Origin of the sequence: Microbacterium sp. SMR1 (assembly GCF_003289625.1) — a bacterium.
In the GTDB taxonomy this organism is placed as follows: Bacteria; Actinomycetota; Actinomycetes; order Actinomycetales; family Microbacteriaceae; genus Microbacterium; species Microbacterium plantarum.
Window position 1 is genome coordinate 286,179 of record NZ_QMBN01000004.1, and the last position, 17,213, is coordinate 303,391.

At 66.0% G+C, this 17,213-nt stretch carries 16 protein-coding genes; 1 reads left to right on the forward strand and 15 read right to left on the reverse strand.

Features of this window, described 5'->3' with window-relative positions:
- Positions 1 to 262 precede the first annotated feature (262 nt).
- The 15 genes from DO944_RS16060 to DO944_RS14500 all read right to left on the reverse strand — a co-directional run bounded on the left by DO944_RS16060 (position 263) and on the right by DO944_RS14500 (position 16,003).
- Entirely contained in the window at positions 263 to 793 is a 531-nt protein-coding gene (locus DO944_RS16060; protein ID WP_112617829.1) for a DapH/DapD/GlmU-related protein, read from the reverse strand.
- A 15-nt stretch (positions 794 to 808) separates the two neighbouring features.
- Positions 809 to 1,399: a CatB-related O-acetyltransferase gene (locus DO944_RS16015; RefSeq protein WP_112617830.1), complete on the reverse strand. Its 591-nt coding sequence runs from the start codon at positions 1,397 to 1,399 to the stop codon at positions 809 to 811.
- A 30-nt stretch (positions 1,400 to 1,429) separates the two neighbouring features.
- Positions 1,430 to 2,578, reverse strand: coding sequence for an oligosaccharide flippase family protein (locus tag DO944_RS14445; protein ID WP_181574263.1), 1,149 nt, complete (start codon positions 2,576 to 2,578; stop codon positions 1,430 to 1,432).
- 187 nt (positions 2,579 to 2,765) lie between these two features.
- Positions 2,766 to 3,728: a glycosyltransferase family 2 protein gene (locus tag DO944_RS15595; protein WP_146752067.1), complete on the reverse strand. Its 963-nt coding sequence runs from the start codon at positions 3,726 to 3,728 to the stop codon at positions 2,766 to 2,768.
- A 2-nt stretch (positions 3,729 to 3,730) separates the two neighbouring features.
- Positions 3,731 to 4,303, reverse strand: coding sequence for a serine O-acetyltransferase (locus tag DO944_RS15730; RefSeq protein WP_220118368.1), 573 nt, complete (start codon positions 4,301 to 4,303; stop codon positions 3,731 to 3,733).
- Positions 4,290 to 5,288, reverse strand: a complete 999-nt coding sequence (locus DO944_RS14455) for a glycosyltransferase (protein ID WP_181574265.1) — start codon at positions 5,286 to 5,288, stop codon at positions 4,290 to 4,292. Before DO944_RS14455 ends, DO944_RS15730 begins: the two co-directional genes overlap by 14 nt.
- A gap of 2 nt (positions 5,289 to 5,290) precedes the next feature.
- Positions 5,291 to 6,469 carry a glycosyltransferase gene (locus DO944_RS16065; RefSeq protein ID WP_112617834.1) on the reverse strand — a complete coding sequence of 393 codons (1,179 nt, stop codon included), beginning with the start codon at positions 6,467 to 6,469 and terminating at the stop codon, positions 5,291 to 5,293.
- Positions 6,466 to 7,509, reverse strand: coding sequence for an NAD-dependent epimerase/dehydratase family protein (locus DO944_RS14465; protein WP_112617835.1), 1,044 nt, complete (start codon positions 7,507 to 7,509; stop codon positions 6,466 to 6,468). The genes DO944_RS16065 and DO944_RS14465 overlap by 4 nt, the downstream gene beginning before the upstream one ends.
- 30 nt (positions 7,510 to 7,539) lie before the next feature.
- Positions 7,540 to 8,946 carry a sugar transferase gene (locus DO944_RS14470; protein WP_309300116.1) on the reverse strand — a complete coding sequence of 469 codons (1,407 nt, stop codon included), beginning with the start codon at positions 8,944 to 8,946 and terminating at the stop codon, positions 7,540 to 7,542.
- A 414-nt stretch (positions 8,947 to 9,360) separates the two neighbouring features.
- The gene (locus DO944_RS14475) at positions 9,361 to 10,122 is read right to left on the reverse strand and encodes a hypothetical protein (protein ID WP_112617837.1); all 762 of its coding nucleotides are present in this window, start codon (positions 10,120 to 10,122) and stop codon (positions 9,361 to 9,363) included.
- Complete coding sequence (locus DO944_RS14480) at positions 10,052 to 10,750, reverse strand: PQQ-binding-like beta-propeller repeat protein (protein ID WP_181574266.1); 699 nt, start codon at positions 10,748 to 10,750, stop codon at positions 10,052 to 10,054. The genes DO944_RS14475 and DO944_RS14480 overlap by 71 nt, the downstream gene beginning before the upstream one ends.
- Positions 10,751 to 10,845: 95 nt before the next feature.
- Positions 10,846 to 12,810, reverse strand: coding sequence for a glycoside hydrolase family 127 protein (locus tag DO944_RS14485; protein WP_112617839.1), 1,965 nt, complete (start codon positions 12,808 to 12,810; stop codon positions 10,846 to 10,848).
- Positions 12,811 to 12,812: 2 nt separating this feature from the next.
- Positions 12,813 to 13,736, reverse strand: coding sequence for a carbohydrate ABC transporter permease (locus DO944_RS14490; RefSeq protein ID WP_218823014.1), 924 nt, complete (start codon positions 13,734 to 13,736; stop codon positions 12,813 to 12,815).
- Position 13,737: 1 nt separating this feature from the next.
- Positions 13,738 to 14,646, reverse strand: a complete 909-nt coding sequence (locus DO944_RS14495; RefSeq protein ID WP_258524775.1) for a carbohydrate ABC transporter permease — start codon at positions 14,644 to 14,646, stop codon at positions 13,738 to 13,740.
- 55 nt (positions 14,647 to 14,701) lie between these two features.
- Entirely contained in the window at positions 14,702 to 16,003 is a 1,302-nt protein-coding gene (locus DO944_RS14500) for a sugar ABC transporter substrate-binding protein (RefSeq protein ID WP_094260441.1), read from the reverse strand.
- Positions 16,004 to 16,162: 159 nt separating this feature from the next.
- Between DO944_RS14500 and DO944_RS14505 the strand changes: the two genes are divergently transcribed.
- Positions 16,163 to 17,185 (forward strand): LacI family DNA-binding transcriptional regulator, encoded by a 1,023-nt coding sequence (locus DO944_RS14505; RefSeq protein ID WP_112617840.1) that lies wholly within the window; start codon positions 16,163 to 16,165, stop codon positions 17,183 to 17,185.
- The last annotated feature ends 28 nt before the right edge of the window (positions 17,186 to 17,213 follow it).

Consider the following 17,213-nt stretch of genomic DNA (forward strand, 5'->3'; position numbering starts at 1 on the left):
TCCGCGTGAAGGCTCGCCCGGTGCTTGGACGATCTACGCAGCGTATCCGTAGCCCCGCCGGTAGGCCACGTGGCCCCGAGACCCGCCCCGAAGGAGACTAAGACGGTGGACCTTGCGTAATAGTGGCGAGGAGCGCGGACGCCGGACTACGGCGGCGCCTTCGCGCCCGCGTGGAACCGTTTCAGTCGGGTCCACTAATTGATCCGGCTGTAAGGTCCTCTTGGCATCGAGGCATTCTCGCCGGTCAATCCAAGTTGCCTATCTAAATTTTGCCGAGGGGTCTAGCGGGTGTGCCAACGTATTTGGTGTCTGGTTCGCAATCTCTAGTTACGACCGACCCAGCGCCGACGACCGCGCCGCTATGAATACGAACGCCTGGGAGTATGATCGCGCGCGCGCCAATCCAGCACCCGTCGTCGATCCGCACTGGGGCCGGGGCGTCTCGCCCCGCTCGCCGCGATGCCCCGCCCAGCTCATGACTCCCCGTGACGATCATCGCCTCCTGGCCGATAGAGACATTCGACCCGATCCACACATCCGCGGCGCAGTCGATGAAGACTCCGCGATTCACGAAGGAACCCGCGCCGATGTGAACACCGGTTCCTCCCACAAAAACACGGCTGGAGATGGTCGACCGCTGCACGTCATGACCGAACATTCTCAGGAGACGCCACCTGAATCGTCGATGCACCATTTCCGAGCTGATTAGCTCGTTAACCAGGATGCCGCGCATCCAAACGAAGGCAGCACGCGCAAATCTCGTCGGTCGGCCAGACACAACCTTCATCGTCATCCCCTCGCGTCTGAATCAGTGGTCAGAATCGGCAGCTGGACCATTCAGCTTCTCGACCGACGCCGCCACTTCAGATGCCGGCTGCTCCCACCATCGAGAGGCTTCCGCCTCTGTTTGGGCCTCTTCGTCGATTCGTGCGCGTACGACGCGTGCAGGGTTGCCGACGACGATCGTATATGGCGGCACGTCGCGGGTGACTACCGCTCGAGCTCCAACGACGGCGCCCCGACCTATACGCACGCCGCTCATTATGAGCGCCTCGTGACCGACCCACGCGCCGTCCTCCACTATTATGTCCCCGCGACTTGAAGGAAAGCCGTCACGCCCCGCTCCTGGGAGCAACATGCGTAGCCGGATCGGGTACGTCGAGATACGGTCTGTGGGGTGACCGCCACCGAGCAGAAAGGTTGCATCCGAAGAAATGCTGCAATAGCGTCCGATGTGCAACCGAGTGTTATTGTCGCCCTCAAAAACGCGGACATCCGGCGTGCCATACGAATGGTCACCCACGGTGATGCGGCCGCTGCGTTGGAGTCGCGCGAACCGCGAGAGGCGCTTCCGGATCGCGGCGAATATGCGGACCGGTGTGAATTTTCGATAGCTCATGATGGATTGTCCTTCTTGAGGGCCGTCTTGTCACCCGCGCGCCGATAGTGCGGCGAGGACCCAGCGAGGGGCATACAGGAAGAAGACCGGCACTGATGCAATGAATGCGGCGATATATCCGAAGATAAATGGGAGAGGTGACGATGCGCCCAAACTCATCAGCAGCCCGACGGTCGCCACGATGATTGAAAAGCCGATGTACGGGAGGTCGATCCCCGCGACCCCGAGAGACGCGCCGGCGAAGGATGTCGGTGCGGTTAGTCCGACGAGCGTGAAGGCGATCGTCATTGCGATCGCGAGAGCGAAATCTGGTTCCCCGCCGGTGAGCCACATGAAAAGCACGTAGCCCGTCAGGCATCCCGCCATCGCAGGGATCGCGAGGACAGCAAGTATGGCCGTGGAGCGCCGTAAAAGGCTGCGTAGTGAGGCCATCTGATCGAATCTCATGCTCGCAGCATCAGACCCGATTCGCGCCGCGAGGTTCTGCAAGAGAAACCGCGGCAATGTAGCAAAGCGCCACGCTACCTCATAGATCGCCAGAAGGGCTGGCCCGCCAAGCGCTCCGATGACCCATCGATCAGCCTGGAGTAGGCAGGTGCCGAGAATCGTGCTGACAGTTCGCACGCCGGCGAATCGAATCCAGGAGGACCGAGGTGCGACCTCTATGAGTGCCGTGGTCTCGCCCGCGCGAAGCGCCCAAATGTAGCATGGCACCAGCAAGATCAGCCCGGAGATAAGCCAGCCGAGCGGCAGTGCCCAGAACGAATTTGTAGTGAAGAGAAGTATAAAGGTGAGGCTGGCTGCGACGAGAGCGTGGCCCGCGGTTGTGAGATTCCGCAGCAACAGGGTATCCGAAAGGAGACCGATCTGAGAAATCACCATCAACGTGCTCCTGACCGCTGCGGCCGCGGCCATCGTTATGATCGCTGCGGCACCGTCCCAGAATCCGATAGCTGTGCCGAGATCCGTTCCCTGATACAACAGCCAAGCCAAGATTCCCAGGAGTCCGACCAGGAGGGAGCCGCCGCCGCTAAGGGCGGCGGAGCGTGCGAGAGCGAGTGCCCTGCGGTCGGAATAAAAGCGGGCAGAGATAAGCGCAACGCCACCGAAATCCAGCGAGAGCGCGATAGACGAGACGGATGCGAGGATCGACCAGAACGCGAAATTTTCGATCGTCAAGAAGAGCGCGCCGGACAGTGGAAGCGCGAATAGAACAACGAAACTGGCGAGAGGGCCGGAGGCCCCCGTAAGCATGCGACGCGTGAGTGTTGCCATCAGTGGTCGCCCGACGATCTCTTGGGCATCGGAGTGGGGGTCCTGATTCTGGCCTGAACGGGTATTCGTTCTCCGGTCACCTCGACGATCATCACAGTGAGTCCGCTGAGGGCAGTGATGGGGGGACGCTCGTCCCGAGCGCAGCTGATGCGGTGATGATCGACTTTAGGTTCTTTACTCGCTCGCGTCGAAGTATGACCATGATTGCCCTGGTCATCAGTGCGAGCCGAAGGACCAGCTTTGCGGCTGTGGGGCTATGCCCCCATTTTTGAAGATAGCGTAACGCGGAATATGTTGAAACGGGAAGAACACTCGTGACGTGTTTGCGACTCGATACCGAGTGGTTCTTGGTAAGTCCCGGAACTTTCTCGACTGTGACAGTCAGGGGAACCGAGAGATCGTGGGCTCTGCGGATGAAGTCGACGTCCTCGAATGTGAAAGTAAGGTTGGGATCGAAGCCCCCGAGCTCACGCCAAAGCGCTCCTTCGACCGCCACGCAATCGAAGGAGTAGTACCGATTCAGAGCTGATGCTCTTTCGCCTCGTCGGCGGGCGAGTCCTAGGATCTTGCCCAGTAGGCTGAAGTTCAAGAAGACGTCGAGGAAGTTCGGCACCCGGCGGGGTGTGGGGTGGCCGAAATGCACTACCTTGAAGCTTCGCCCTTCCGTTGGTCTAGATAGAACCGCACGAACCGTTTGTGCTGAGGTTTCTTCGAATGCCACATCGTCGTTGACGATGAGCACCCAGTCGGGGTGATCGTCGGCAATCGCCTGAGCAACAGACGCGCCAAACCCTCTGTTATCGCCAAGTACGAGATGTTGGCCGATTTCGCGGAGTGTGTGTTGAACGGAACGCGCATTCAGAACGACCCGCGCGTCTATGCCTGCCGCGTGCAGGTTCCGCACGGTCGCGATCGTCTCCGCCGGGTTGACGGCCCCGACCGTCGGGATCGCCGCCACGATGGAAGGCCCAACCCCCTCAGCATGCTGCGCTGCGGACATGGTGACAGCTTCGTGAGCCGCGCGGATCTGGGTCCCGTCAACCTTCTCGGACATCGTCACACTCCTTCGGACGCGCGAGGGTTCAGTACCCGAGCTGGGATGCCGACAGCGGTACGGCCTGACGGTACGTCGGAGAGCACCACCGCGTTTGCGCCGACGATGCAGTCGTCCCCTATCTCGATTGCGCCGAGCACTCGGCTGCCCGCGCCGAGTATCACGTTCGCCCCTATCCGGGGAGAGCCATCTTCGTCCGAGCCGCCCTTTCCGCCGATTGTCACACCTTGCTGGACTCGACAACGAGCGCCCAAAATGATGCCTGGACCCCACACGACGCCGGTCGGGTGGTGCAGGACGAGGCCCGGGCCTACCTTGCAGCGCCAAGCGAGGTCCGCTCCCGTGACCACGTGGTTGAACTGTTTGAGCAGTGAGGCGAGAGGCGGGGCGCAGGGGCCAATTGCCTGCGCGAGCCGGAACAACGTCACCGCAGTATGCCGCACCGAGAAGACCGACCGAACGAGCGCCTTGAGGAGACTCGATGGCGGCGCTCCCGTTTCGCATTGATCCTGGAAGATAAAGGTGACGAGGGACCGTGGTCGCGCTGATGTGGGGGAGAATCTAGGCTCGGACATGAGCACTACCTCGCGTTTCTTGTAACACTTGCGCGACCTGGTCAGTGAACAAGTCCCATGAGTATTGAGCAGCGACTCGTGCAATCTCTTCTGCGTGCGGCCCTGGGGTCGCCGTGATCTGTCGAGCCAGCGCCACCGGATCGTCGCCTCGAATGAGGATCGCTGCATCACCAAGCAATTCACGGGTTAGGGGCTGGTCCACTGCGACGACGTTGCACCCGCTCGTTAGCGCCTCGACGAAAGGTAAGCCAAAGCCTTCGTCCTCGCTCAGGAGGACGAAATAGTCCGCGCGGCGGTATAGATCCGCCATCTGCGTGTCCGATATGCCGGCTCGCCACTCATATGCTCCGTCGGGCAAAGCTCCCTCGACCGTAGCGCGCACTTCTCGCGACACACCCACGCCTACGACTCGGATGTCGCGTGTCTTGGCGATCTCGACGATAGCCCGTGCGGCCAGCTCGTTCTTCTTGTGCAGAGCGCCTCCAACAAGAAGGAACAAGCCGGGCTCGCGCGCAACCACTTCCTGCGAGGCGCTTCCCGCGAGGCCCGGGCCGAGACGCGCGACGGTGGCTTTCGCCTCTGCCTCGGGGAAGGCATCGACGAGGTCGCGCCGCGTGCGATCGCTGATACAGATGAGGTGGGTGGAGCGTGCGACAGTTCTCCGTAAGTCTGCTCGCCGATACCTCTGCGCGACGCCTGATCGGGTGTCACGCCAACGTAGGTCGTGCACCACTGTGACTACGGGGACCCTGAGCCCGACCGGTAGCGGGGGCACCACCGACAAGTAGAGCTCATAGCGCCCTCGCGCCGGAGTGAGTCCGACCAAGAAGCCTCGGAGCCGTGCGCCGAAGCCTCCGGGCAGGTCACGGTTGCCGGACTCGTGAAGTACGTAGCCGCGCTCGATCAAGCGTGGATAGAGCTCACGTTGCACGATGCCGATTCCCGTTCCCGGCCTGACTGTTCCACTACAGCCAACATCGATCATGATCACTCCTGATTGCCTGTGGTGTGAGCGGTGTTGATGCCGCATCCGGAGAAGACGGCGGAAAGGGTTGAGCCGAGCGAGAAGCTAGCTTGCGCTCTGCTACGCGCAGCCGCCCCCGCTGCCGCAAGTTCAATGCGATCGGAGGTGACGGCGGCAATCGCGACTGCGACCTCGTCGGCGGACGTGGACTTGAGAACCCACCCGCTGCGCCCATCCGCCACGACAGCTCGGCAACCTTCCTGGTCGGATACGATCGCTGGTACCCCGCACGCCGCAGCCTCGATAAGGGTCCTGGGTGTTCCCTCGGGGTGGCGAGATGGAAACACAAGTAAGTCTAGAGCGCGGAATGTGGCCACCATATCGTCTCGCTGCCCCCACCATTCGATTATGCCCTCGTGCTCCCACTGTTCGATCTCGTCAGCCGAAACCGAGGACCGCACTCCAACATCAGGCGCCCCTACTATGGCGAAACGGAGGCCTCGATCGCGAAGCCGCCGGGCGGCGTCGACGAACTCGTACACGCCCTTCTCGGCGTAGAGGCGAGACACGAAACCTACCGTCAAGGTAGCTGGCGCCGCGTCGTCCGCCTTGGGCGACCACAGGTTCGTGTCGATGCCGGTCCCCGGCACGACCCAGCTTCGGCTGGGTGTAGCGAGCGCCTCGCGCGCAAAGAGCTCACGGTCGCCCTCGAGTTGGAAGAGGGTCCAAACATTGGGGAGACGCGCGGCTAGACGTAACGACCCTCGAACAAGCCTCGCAGACCTCGACTGTGAGGCTGCGCTCAGTCCCAAGGCTCTTCCGACTCCGCCCGCGACCCGTACGAACTTGGTTTTCCGCAGCGCGATGGCGGCCGGCCAGCCTAGGGTGTAGGCGGCGGTCTGGACCAAAAACACTAGCTGTGGCCGGATGCGCAGAAGCCAGTAGGCGATACGAGAGGCGGCGGTGACGCCCACCAGGGCCCCAACATCTTCGCGTCCAAGGTTCAGGTCGTGGAAGATCGCGCCGATCCCCTCAATCCTACGGCGGTGTCCGGTGTCCGGTGCTAACACGTGCACCTCGTATCCGGATGTGATGAGGTACGTGGCCCAGGTCGATCGGTGAGTCCAAAAGGCGCGGTCCGAGTTGACTACAAATACTGCACGGAGCGGCCGGTGGTCCTTTTCGTCCTTCGTCGAGTTCAATGGGTGCGTCCCTGAGTGACTCCGGACACGTCCAACGTTGATACGCCATCCGCCATGTACCAGTCCACAAAGCGCGCAACGCCCTCTGGTACCGGGGTGGATGGGAGCTCGCCGATGAGATCGTGCAGCAGGCGGGTGTCGGCGAAGGTGGAAACCACATCGCCGGGCTGCATCGGCATGAGGTTTTTGCGGGCGATTCGCCCCAGGGAGTGCTCGATTGCGGAGACGAAGGTCATTAGCTCTGTGGGGCTGCCGCCCGCGATGTTAACGATTCGAAAGGGGGCAACCTTGCTCAGTGAGTCACGTTCGCCTATGGGAGCAGCCACTGCTGGAACCGCCTGCGACAGCTTCAAGATGGCACGAACGAGGTCATCCACATATGTGAAGTCTCGCCGCATCTTACCGAAACCGTAGATGTCGATCGGTTCGTCGTTCAAGATCGCGCGCACGAACTTGAAAAGTGCCATATCGGGTCGGCCCCAGGGTCCATAGACGGTGAAGAAGCGGAATACCGTTGTTGGAACCTGATGCAGGTGCGAAAAGGAGTGCGCAAGCGATTCCATGGATCGTTTGGTCGCTGCGTACAAGGAGAGCGGTGCATCTGTCGTGTCGAGCTCACTGAAAGGTGCGCGGACGTTCCCCCCGTACACCGAAGAGGTAGAGGCGAGCATCAAATGAGCAGGGGGAACTTCGCGGAGAACGTCTAGGAGCGTCGCGGACCCCACGATGTTCGAGCTGATGTATTCCTCTGGGTTTGTAATGCTGTAACGTACGCCGGCTTGAGCGGCGAGGTGCACGACGATATCGGGTTGAAATGTGCGCATGGCTCCCGCGAGTTCTCTAGCGTCTTCGAGGCGACCAGTGGTATGCGAGAATTCGCTCGATTGACATAGTAAATCGAGGCGTGACTGCTTTAGGCGGGGCGAGTAGTAGGCGGAGATGGCGTCGTACCCCGCGACCGTATGGCCCAGAGCAAGCAGCTGCTTGGCCAAGTGAAAGCCGATGAATCCCGCGTCGCCAGTGATGAATATGCGGCTCAATTTTTTCTTCCCTCGAAGCGAATTGGTGACTCAATGTGCCGATTCGCCCGGCGTGATAACAGCGCGGATTGTCTTCCAGAGGATCGCAATATCGCCTGTCAAGGACCAGTTCTCGACATAGTACAGATCCAGTTTCACCGCCTGCTCCCAGTCGAGCAGTGATCGCCCGCTGACTTGCCAGAGCCCCGTGAGGCCGGGACGCGCCAGTAGTCGACGTCTCGCGGCATCGTTGTAGAGAGCGACCTCGGCGGCGATCTGCGGCCGCGGGCCGACAAGGCTCATGGAGCCGCCGAGCACGTTGAGCAGCTGGGGCAGCTCGTCCAACGAGTACTTGCGAATGAACCGTCCGACTGCGGTGACGCGAGGGTCGTTCTTGACCTTGAACAACGGGGTCTCACTGGTGCCTTGAGCCGCGAGCAGCGCCGTAAGCTCCCGGTCGGCGCCAACCCTCATGGAGCGGAACTTCAGCATGTAGAAGGGTTTGCCGTGCTGGCCGATTCGCTCCTGCTTGTATAGCAGTGGGCCAGGGCTGGTGCTAAGCACAGCGATCGCCACAGTTATCAACGCGGGGGACAAAAGCAGGAGGAGCAGCGTCGACCCGGCGAGGTCGAAGCACCTCTTCAGTAGGCGCTGACCGAGCGAAAATCGTGGTGTCTCCACATGAGTGAGTGGAAGGCCGGCGACCGGCCGCGTCAAAATGCGGGGCCCGGCAATGTCGACGATGCTCGGCGCGAGAACGAGGTGCTGGCGGCCGGCCTCGAGCCCCCACGAGATCTGCTTCACCTTGTCGGGTGGCAGCTCGTCGGTGCTGGTGACGGCGACGGTGTCAGCGCCCGTTGCGGCCATCGCCTGGGCTACGGCATCCACGCTCCCCATGATCGGGATGTTCGTCCCCTTCACGGTTCCGGCGATGCGACCTGACGGAACGCACGCGCCGACGACGCGGTAGCCCGAGCCGGCCATCCGTCGCAGCTCGCGCGCGAGGTGGGTGACGGATGCCTCCGACCCGACCAGCAGCACGCGAGCCGAGTACTCGCCGACCGAGCGTTTCGCGACGAGCCACTGTCGCCACAGCCACCGCGAGAACAGCAGCATCCCGACGCCGACGGGCAGGCTGATGACCAAAAATCCGCGAGCGACGTCGACCCGCGCGAGGAAGGCGAGGATCGCGATCACGCCGAACAGCGACAGACTCGATCGTGCGATGCGCGCGTACTCCTCGGCCCCGGCGCCGATGATGCGGTGGTCGCGGGTGTCGGCGAGGCTGAGCGTCCACATCCAGATGGCGACGAGGCCCCCGGAGAAGAGCCAGTAAGAGATGTCGGTGATGCGCGAGTCTTCGCGGATCGCGACCTGCGCGTTGCCGAAGCCGAACCAGGCGATCTGCGTGCCGTAGACGACCCAGATCAGCACCAGCAGATCGGTCAGGCGCAGCATTGAAGCGTAGCGGCGGCGCCAGTCACGTGGTCCGCGGTATGCCGTCGCGGAGGACGGCACGGGCGGGGGTGCGGCAGCGGCGGCTGAGGGCGCGGACATCACGTGCGTTCCCGTAGCTCCAGGAGCCGTGGCAGAGGAGAAGTCATACGGCATGACATCCTCCCCTGGTGCGTGATGAGTTGCTGAGGGAGAGATCGTACGCCGCGTGTGTGTCGTGCGTGTGAAATCGGGATCACCGAACTAACGGGCGCCTCTCCCGAGCCGATGGTATCGGTTCCATAGGTTTCGCTTAAGTCCCCCAAGTGGGGGACACGCGTGAAAAAGTGCTGGTCAGCGGTCCAGAGTCCGCCATGCGAGCAGCGGGGCGACTCGTATTTCGTACCAGGGGCTTGCGCGTAGCGGCCACACCGTGCGTCACTCCTCGCATGCTCCCGATGTCTCAGCGGTGAACAGCGCGTCGAGGAGACTCGCCTCGTCGTCGATGAGGGAATTTCCATCCGGGATGAGCGCCAGCACGCATACGCCGCGCGCGGCGGTGATCGTCCGGTCTGCTCGCTGAGGCGTTGTCAGCTCGAGCGCGGTGCGCGCGGATGCGGCGGACGGGAGCGTCGCCAGGCGCACCGTCGCGACCCGGGCGCGGTCGCGGTCGAGGGCGAAGTTGAGGTCGCCGCTCTCGCCGATCGCGGTGGCCGTCATGCGCCCGGCGGAACCGGCGGCGACCTCGAAGCTGTCGGGCCACGAGGGGATGTCGTCGGGCAACGCGCCGGTCGACTGCCACCGCAATAGCGTCAGGATCGTCTCGGCGCCGACCTGACGCGTGAGTGCGTAGTTGTCGCCCTTCAGTGGGGTGAGCTCGCCGTCGAGGCCGACGACCGTGGCGAGTGTCGTGTCGGGGCCGTTCCCGACCCGAGCGACCGTGATGACCCCGAGGTCCGATGCGTTCTGCGCGCGCAGGTAGCCGGCGGGATGCAGTTCGCCCGACCCGGTGAGCGCGACGACATCGTCCTCGGGGGTGCGGTGGACGACGGCGGACCCGGGCGGGATGGATCCCACGAGCGTCTGCACGATGGCGCCGTCGTCGCCGACCATCCACAGGTTCTCGGCGTCATCGCTCGCGGCGACGAGCCCGTCGACGAAGTCGAACCGAGCAGCGGTCGCCGTGGGCGTGCGCCACACCTCTCGGAGCGAATCGTCCAACCGGATCAGGTGTGACGGCCCCTCGGCGCAGACCTCGAGAACGGCCAGCCACGGATCCTTGCGGGGGGGAGAGCTGGGCCGCCCCGACCGAGCACGACTCCCGCGGCATCCATGGGTCGGCGGTGCGGGCATTGGCCACATCGGAGATCGAGATCGTGTCATCCTTCACCGCGGCGACCCGCCCGTCGGAGAAGACGCCGATCACGGAGCCGCCGTTCGCGGTGCGCGTCCACATCGGGTTGCCGGTCGACGCGCTCACCGCCGAGACCCGAACGCCCCCGTCGAGCTGCTGCTGCACGGCGACGACATCCCCGCGGATGGTGACCGCAGAGGGCGCCGGGGTGAACGGCAGACTCCACCGCGTGCCGCCGTTCCTGGTATTCAGTGCGGCGAGCGTCTGCCCCTCGTCGGACGCGACGAGGATGACACCGTCTTCGGATGCGACGACGTGGGTCGCCACGTCGAACGTGGTCTCCCAGCGCGGCGCGAACGCCTCAGCGTCGCCGCCACTCGTGCATCCCGAAACGAGCAGGCCCGCGATCACGAGGAGAGCCGCGCCGGCGGTCGGTCGCAGCGCGCCACCGGCCCGTTCAGGAGTCTCGGCCACGTTGCTTCTCCCTCGGTGTGGTGCGACGTGCCCGCACCATACCGAGGGATCGCCCGGCTCGGGATGGGTCTCTGGACCCACGAGCCGGGCGAACCTCACTCGACGGGCAGCCAGACCCGCATCGTCGACGGGCCGCGGTTGGCCCAGTCGTGATACGCCACGAGGGGGACCAGCTCGGCCTCTTCTGCGGCTGCGGTGGCGATCGCCGCCGGATTGCCATATGGCCATCCGTCGCTTTCGTCGGGGCGCAGCCCGACCCGCAGCCACACGCGACCGTCGCGCTCGACCGGCTCGGCGTCGCCCGCGATCGCCGCCCGGCCGACGTCCGCACCGCCCGGCAGGTCGGTCGATTCGAGCGCGAGCACCTCGGGGCCGCGCTCGACGGCGACGCAACCGCGCACGGCGTCGATACGCGCATCGGGAGCGACGAGGCGCGGCGCCAGCGGCAGCTCGAGTTCGACGACCTCGCCGGCGCGGAAGTCGCGGCGCACCTCGACGCGGCCCGGAGCCGTGGCGTCATCGTCGATGACCGCGCCCGCGGCATCCCGAACGCGCAGGCGCGCGCCTTCGGCCCACTCGGGCACGCGCAGCGACAGAGTCCACGCGCCGCCGGCATCCTCGCCGACCACCACCCGCACGACACCGTCGGCGGGGTACGCCGTCTGCACGTCGAGCGACACAACCCGGCCGTCGGGGAGGGTCGTGCGGATCTCCGAGGGCGCGTACTGGTGCAGCTGCACGCCCTCATCGTCGGCGGTCGCCACGTAGGCATCGAGGCTCGCGAGCGTGCGCGCCACGTTGGGCGGGCAGCACGACACCTCGAACCACGGAGCTCGCAGCGACGACGACGCGCGCGGCGACGTGCCCTCGGGGTCCGCCTCGACGCCCGGCACGCGCTGGTGCAGCGTGTTGGCGTAGAAGAAGCTGCGGCCGTCGGCCGCGGGCGACGTGGCTACAACGTTGTAAAGCGTGCGCTCGATGAGGTCGGCGTAGGCGGCATCCCCCTCAGCGAGCAGCAGCCGCCACGAGAACATGATCGACGCGATGCCCGCGCACGTCTCGGAGTAGGCGCGGTCCGGCGGCAGTTCCCAGTCGTCGCCGAACGCCTCGTCCTGGTGGTGCGACCCCTGACCGCCGGTGATGTAGGTGCGGCGGCCGCGGGTGCGGGCCCACTGGTGTCGCAGGGCGCCGAGCAGCTCGTCATCACCCGCGTCGACGGCGACGTCGACCGCTCCCGCGGCGAGGTAGTTCGCGCGGACGGCGTGCCCCGCGAGGGCATCGGCGTCGCGGACGGGCACATCGTCCTGGAAGTAGGTGCGCCCGAACTCGATGTCGCGGAGCGTCTCGTGTCCGCGGCGCTCGACGAACAGCTCCGCCTGTGCGCGGTAGCGCTCGTCACCGGTCACGCGGGCGAGCTCGGCCAGCGCGGTCTCGACCTCGGGATGCCCGCAGAAGGCCGGGATGCCGGTCGGTCCGAAGACCTCGCACACGAGGTCGGCGGCACGTCGCGCGATGCCGAGCAGACCGTCATCCGCTCCCGGGCGCGTGCGCTCGCGGGCGACGGCCGCCTGGAACAGGTGGCCGAGGCAGTACAGCTCGTGCCCCCACTCGAGGTCGGACCAGCGCGGCTGCTGGCCCGGGCGGCCGAACCGGGTGTTGAGGTAGCCGTCGGGCTCCTGAGCGGCGGCGACCCGGGCGACGACCGAGCGCAGCGTCGCCTCGAGCTCGGCGTCGTCGCTGCGGCCGATCTCCCAGGCGGCGGCCTCGAGGTACTTGTAGACCTCCGAGTCGGAGAACTCGCGCCCGCGGCGTCCGGCGGGCAGAGTTCCGGCGGCGGCGCGATCGAAGTTGGGCAGCCAGCCCTCCGACTCGAGGCGACCGAGCACGTGGCCGAGGGTGTGAGCGGCATTGATGCGCTGGCGCTCGCCCCAGAAGCCTCCGGTGATGCGCACCTCGTGCAAGCCGAGCGGACGCAGCCGCGAATGAGCGGGCACGACGGGAGCAGCGGCGACGGCGGATGCCGCGGAGCCGATGGAGCGTGCGGGGAAGGTAGTCGACATGGTCATCCCTTGAATGCGCCCGACATGAAGCCGCGCACGTAGTGGCGTTGAAGGATCAGGAAGAGCACGATGCACGGCAGTGCGAGCACGACGACACCGGCTTCGGTGACGCCGTAGTCGATGACGCCCATCGTCTGGCCGCGCAGGTTCGCCACCGCGAGGGGCAGCGTGATGCGCGAGGTGTCGTTGATGAGGATGAGCGGCGCGATGAAGTCGTTCCACGCGGTGAGGAACGCGAACAGACCCACCGTGATGAGGCCGGGCTTGACGGCGGGAAGCAGCACGCGCCACAGGGCGGTGAGGCTCGTGCATCCGTCGACCAGCGCGGCCTCGTCGAGCTCGCGCGGCACCGACTCGAACGAGATGCGCATCATGAACATCGAGAACGGCAGCTGGAACATCGTCAGCACCAGCGCGACCCCGACGAGCGAGTTCTGCAGGCCGACGGCGTTCAGGATGACGTACAGCGGAATGAGCAGCGTCGCGTACGGCACCATGAGGATCGCCAGCACGAGCAGGAACAGCATGTTCTTGCCGGGGAAGTGGAAGCGCGCGAACGCGTACCCGCCGAGGAACGAGGTCAGCAGCGTCAGCGTGACGGTCAGCAGCGAGACGAAGAGCGAGTTGCCGAGGTAGACCCAGATGCCCGACTGGAAGTTGGCGAGGGTGACGTAGTTGCCGAACCCCCAGCCGTCGGACTGGCTCGTGCCGGCCTGCGGGCTCACCGAAGCTACTCCGGTCCACACGAGCGGGTACAGGAAGATGATCGCCAGCGCCCCCGTGAACACGGTCGACGGGATGCCCCACAGCAGGCGCCCCGTGGGGCGGCGTCGCGTGCGCGGCCGGGACTTCGGGATGACGATCGTGCGCGTGGTGTCGGGAGCGGCGGGCGGGACGGAGCCGGCCGGAGCGTCGGTCAGAGCCATGTCAGGCCTCCTCGGGGCGACGGAACGCGCGCAGCTGCACGACGTTGATGACGACCAGGGCGAGCAGGATGATGACCGACAGCGCCGCGGCGACGCCGAGGTTGTTCTGCCCCTGGAACGCGATGTTGTAGATGAGCTGCACGACGGTCATCGTGCTGTTGTCGGGTCCGCCCTTGGTCAGGATGTAGAACTGGTCGAACGCCAGCAGCGAGCCGGTGACGCACATGACGGTCGTCAGCGCGAAGGTCGGCCGCAGCAGCGGCACGGTGATGTCGCGGAAGATCTGCCAGCGCGAGGCGCCGTCGATGCGGGCGGCCTCGTAGACGTCCTCGGGGATGCCCTGCAGGCCCACGAGCAGCAGCAGCATGTAGAAGCCCGCATACCGCCAGACGATGAGGAACACCGTCGACCACAGGGCGCCCTCGGGCGTGCCCAGGAACGTGATTCCCCACGACTCCATCAGCCCCGCGAACGGGCCGGCGATGGGGGAGTACAGCACATAGAAGAGGAGGGATGCCGAGGCGAGACCCAGGGCGCTCGGCAGCAGGAACGCCGTGCGGAGGAAGCCCTTCCAGGCGGTCGACTCCTGCACGAGCAGGGCGAGCCCGAGCCCCAGGCCGATCAGCAGCACCGTCGTGATCGCGGTGTAGATCAGGGTGAACCGCACCGAGTCCCAGAACAGCCGGTGGTCGAGCGCCTCGGCGAAGTTCGTCGGGAAGTTCGGCCCCATGTTGCCGCGCAGCAGCGGCCAGTCCGAGCCGGACATCTGCAGTACCAGCACGAGGGGGATGAGGAAGAGCGCGATGACGAACAGTGCCGTCGGGGCGGCGTACAGCCAGCCCTGCAGCGGCCCGCCCAGCGCCGTGCGCCGGTAGCGCGGGCGCCGCGTGGAAGTGACGGAGAGTGCCACGACATTCCTTTCGGAGGGTGGGGGCGCCGCCGGTGCGACGGCGCCCCCGGGGGTATCACTGACCGAGGATCGCCGTGATCTCGTCGTTGTCGGCGTCGACCGTCGACGTGCCTTCGAGCACCGCGTTGCGCACGAGCGTGAGCCAGGGGCTGCCCGGAGCGTTGAACGCCTGCTGGAAGTTGAGGGCGACGGGCGTCTGACCCTCGGCGGCGACCTGGTTGATGGTCACCTGACGCGGGTCGGCCGCGGCGTAGCTGTTCTCGGCGAGGTCACCGCGCGAGACGGCGTTGCCGTCCTTCGCGAGAACCTCGACCTGAGCGTCCTCCGACATCAGCCATGACAGGAAGTTCCATGCCTGCGCCGACTGCTTCGAGTCCTTCGAGATGCCGATGCCGTCACCGCCGACGAACGTCGAGGCGCCGCCGTCGACACCCGGGATGCCGGCGACGCCGGCCTCGAAGTCGAGACCCGACAGCAGGGTGGCCGGGAACGGCATGACGCCGACCTTTCCCTCCTGGAAGCCTGCGACCCACGTGGCGCCGGTCTCGTCGGCCGAGCCGGGGGCGACAGCGCCCGCATCCTCGAGGCCCTTCCAGGTCTTGTAGACCTCCTGCGCGGCGTCACCCGCGAGAAGCGACTCGGTGCCGTCTTCGCTCAGGACCTGCTCTCCCGATGCCCACACCGAGGGGAACCACGTGAAGACGAGGCATCCACCGCAGTTCAGGCCCGTCGAGGTGCCCGAGACGCCCGGCTTGTTCAAGTTCTGCACGGCCGTGGCCGCGTCGGCGAACTCCGACAGCGTCGCGGGGGCCTTGTCGGGGTCCAGGCCGGCCTCGGCGAAGAGCTCTTTGTTCCACATGAGCATCGACAGGTCGAGCACGAACGGCAGCACGTGCTCCTTGCCGTCGACCGTTCCGGCGGAGAGGTGCCCGGCGTTGATGTCGTCCTTGTAGTCGAGGCCGTCGATCTGCGCGGAGATGTCCTGGAAGAGGCCCTGCTCTACCCAGTTCGGCACGTAGACGATGTCGGCGGCGAACAGGTCGGGGAGCCCTCCCGAGCCGGCGGCGGCCCCGACCTTGGCGACGTAGTCGTCGTTGGGGACGACGGTCAGCTCGACCTGGTTCTCGTGGCTGGCGTTGTACGCCTCGACGAGCAGCTTCGCCTGACGCTCGAGCGGTGCGCGCGTCCACAGGGTCAGCGTCGTGCCGTCGTCGGTTCCCGCGGCGGGGATGTCGGCCGGGGCAGCGGTGTCGCCGCCGCCGCTGTTCGAACACGCGGCGAGGCCGCCGACGAGGACGCCGGCGACGAGCGCGGCGGTCGCGGCCCGGAACGCCGGGCGGCGCCGGAATGGGGTCATTGCAGTCTCCTCTTGCTCTTCATTGAGCGGCTGCGCCGTTCGGGCGGGCACCGCCGGTGTGGGAGGGATTCGAAACAACCGAAATCCCTTTCGGGAAGGTAACGTGTGTCTAGGTCGTCGTCAAGACGCCCTCGGATAACGATGGAGAAACGGATCAGGATGCCCTCGACCGACCCGGCCCGCGCCGCCACCCTCAGCGACGTCGCCCAGCGCGCGGGGGTGTCGATCGCGACGGCATCCAAAGCCCTGAACGGCCGCGGCGACGTGGCGCCCAGCACGCGCCGCCGCGTGATGGCCGCCGCGGAGGAGCTCACCTTCACGCCGAACGCGATGGCCCGCGGCCTCCTGGCGGGCCGAACCGGCACCGTCGGACTGCTCACGAGCGACCTCGAGGGCCGTTTCGTGCTGCCGATCCTCATGGGCGCCGAAGACGCCTTCGGCGCGGGCCAGGTGAACGTCTTCCTCTGCGACGCCCGCGGCGACGCCATCCGCGAGCAGCACCACCTGCGCGCCCTCCTCAGCCGGCGCGTCGACGGCATCATCGTCGTGGGGCGTCAGACCGATCCTCGGCCATCGCTCGGCCAGGAGCTGCCGGTGCCCGTGGTCTACGCCTACTCGCCGTCGGACGACCCCCGCGATGTCTCGCTCACGCCCGACAATCACGCGGGCGGACGCCTCGCGATCGAGCATCTGCTCTCGTGCGGCCGCACCCGCATCGCCCACATCTCGGGCGACCCGACCTACGCCGCCGCGCAAGACCGCGTCGCGGGTGCCCGGGCGGCGCTCGCCGACGCCGGCCTCGACTTCGTCGGCGAGCCGCTCTTCGCGGCGTGGACCGAGCACTGGGGCCGGGATGCCGCCGCGATGCTGCTGGAGCGGCATCCCGACATCGACGCCGTCTTCTGCGGCTCCGACCAGATCGCCCGCGGCGTGCTCGACACCGCGCGCGATTTCGGTCGCGACGTGCCCGGCGATCTCGCCGTGATCGGATACGACAACTGGGAGATCGTCGCCGCGAACGCCCGCCCGCCCCTCACGAGCATCGACGCGAACCTGCAGCAGCTGGGTCGCCAGGCGGCGCAGCGTCTGTTCGAGGCCATCGACGGCGTGAGTGTCGAGTCGGGGACGCACCAGCTGCCCGTGCGCCTCGTCATCCGCGGATCGACGATCGCGCACCGCTGACCGGCACAGGCTCCCGGTTTTCGGTCGA

Excerpts from the sequence above, each read along its gene's own strand:
- DO944_RS16060 (WP_112617829.1), bottom strand. The coding sequence starts at position 793 with ATGACGATGAAGGTTGTGTCTGGCCGACCGACGAGATTTGCGCGTGCT.
- DO944_RS16015 (WP_112617830.1), bottom strand. The coding sequence starts at position 1,399 with ATGAGCTATCGAAAATTCACACCGGTCCGCATATTCGCCGCGATCCGG.
- DO944_RS15595 (WP_146752067.1), bottom strand. The coding sequence starts at position 3,728 with ATGTCCGAGAAGGTTGACGGGACCCAGATCCGCGCGGCTCACGAAGCT.
- DO944_RS15730 (WP_220118368.1), bottom strand. The coding sequence starts at position 4,303 with ATGTCCGAGCCTAGATTCTCCCCCACATCAGCGCGACCACGGTCCCTC.
- DO944_RS14455 (WP_181574265.1), bottom strand. The coding sequence starts at position 5,288 with ATGATCGATGTTGGCTGTAGTGGAACAGTCAGGCCGGGAACGGGAATC.
- DO944_RS14470 (WP_309300116.1), bottom strand. The coding sequence starts at position 8,946 with ATGCTGCGCCTGACCGATCTGCTGGTGCTGATCTGGGTCGTCTACGGC.
- DO944_RS14485 (WP_112617839.1), bottom strand. The coding sequence starts at position 12,810 with ATGTCGACTACCTTCCCCGCACGCTCCATCGGCTCCGCGGCATCCGCC.
- DO944_RS14490 (WP_218823014.1), bottom strand. The coding sequence starts at position 13,736 with ATGGCTCTGACCGACGCTCCGGCCGGCTCCGTCCCGCCCGCCGCTCCC.
- DO944_RS14500 (WP_094260441.1), bottom strand. The coding sequence starts at position 16,003 with ATGACCCCATTCCGGCGCCGCCCGGCGTTCCGGGCCGCGACCGCCGCG.
- DO944_RS14505 (WP_112617840.1), top strand. The coding sequence starts at position 16,163 with ATGCCCTCGACCGACCCGGCCCGCGCCGCCACCCTCAGCGACGTCGCC.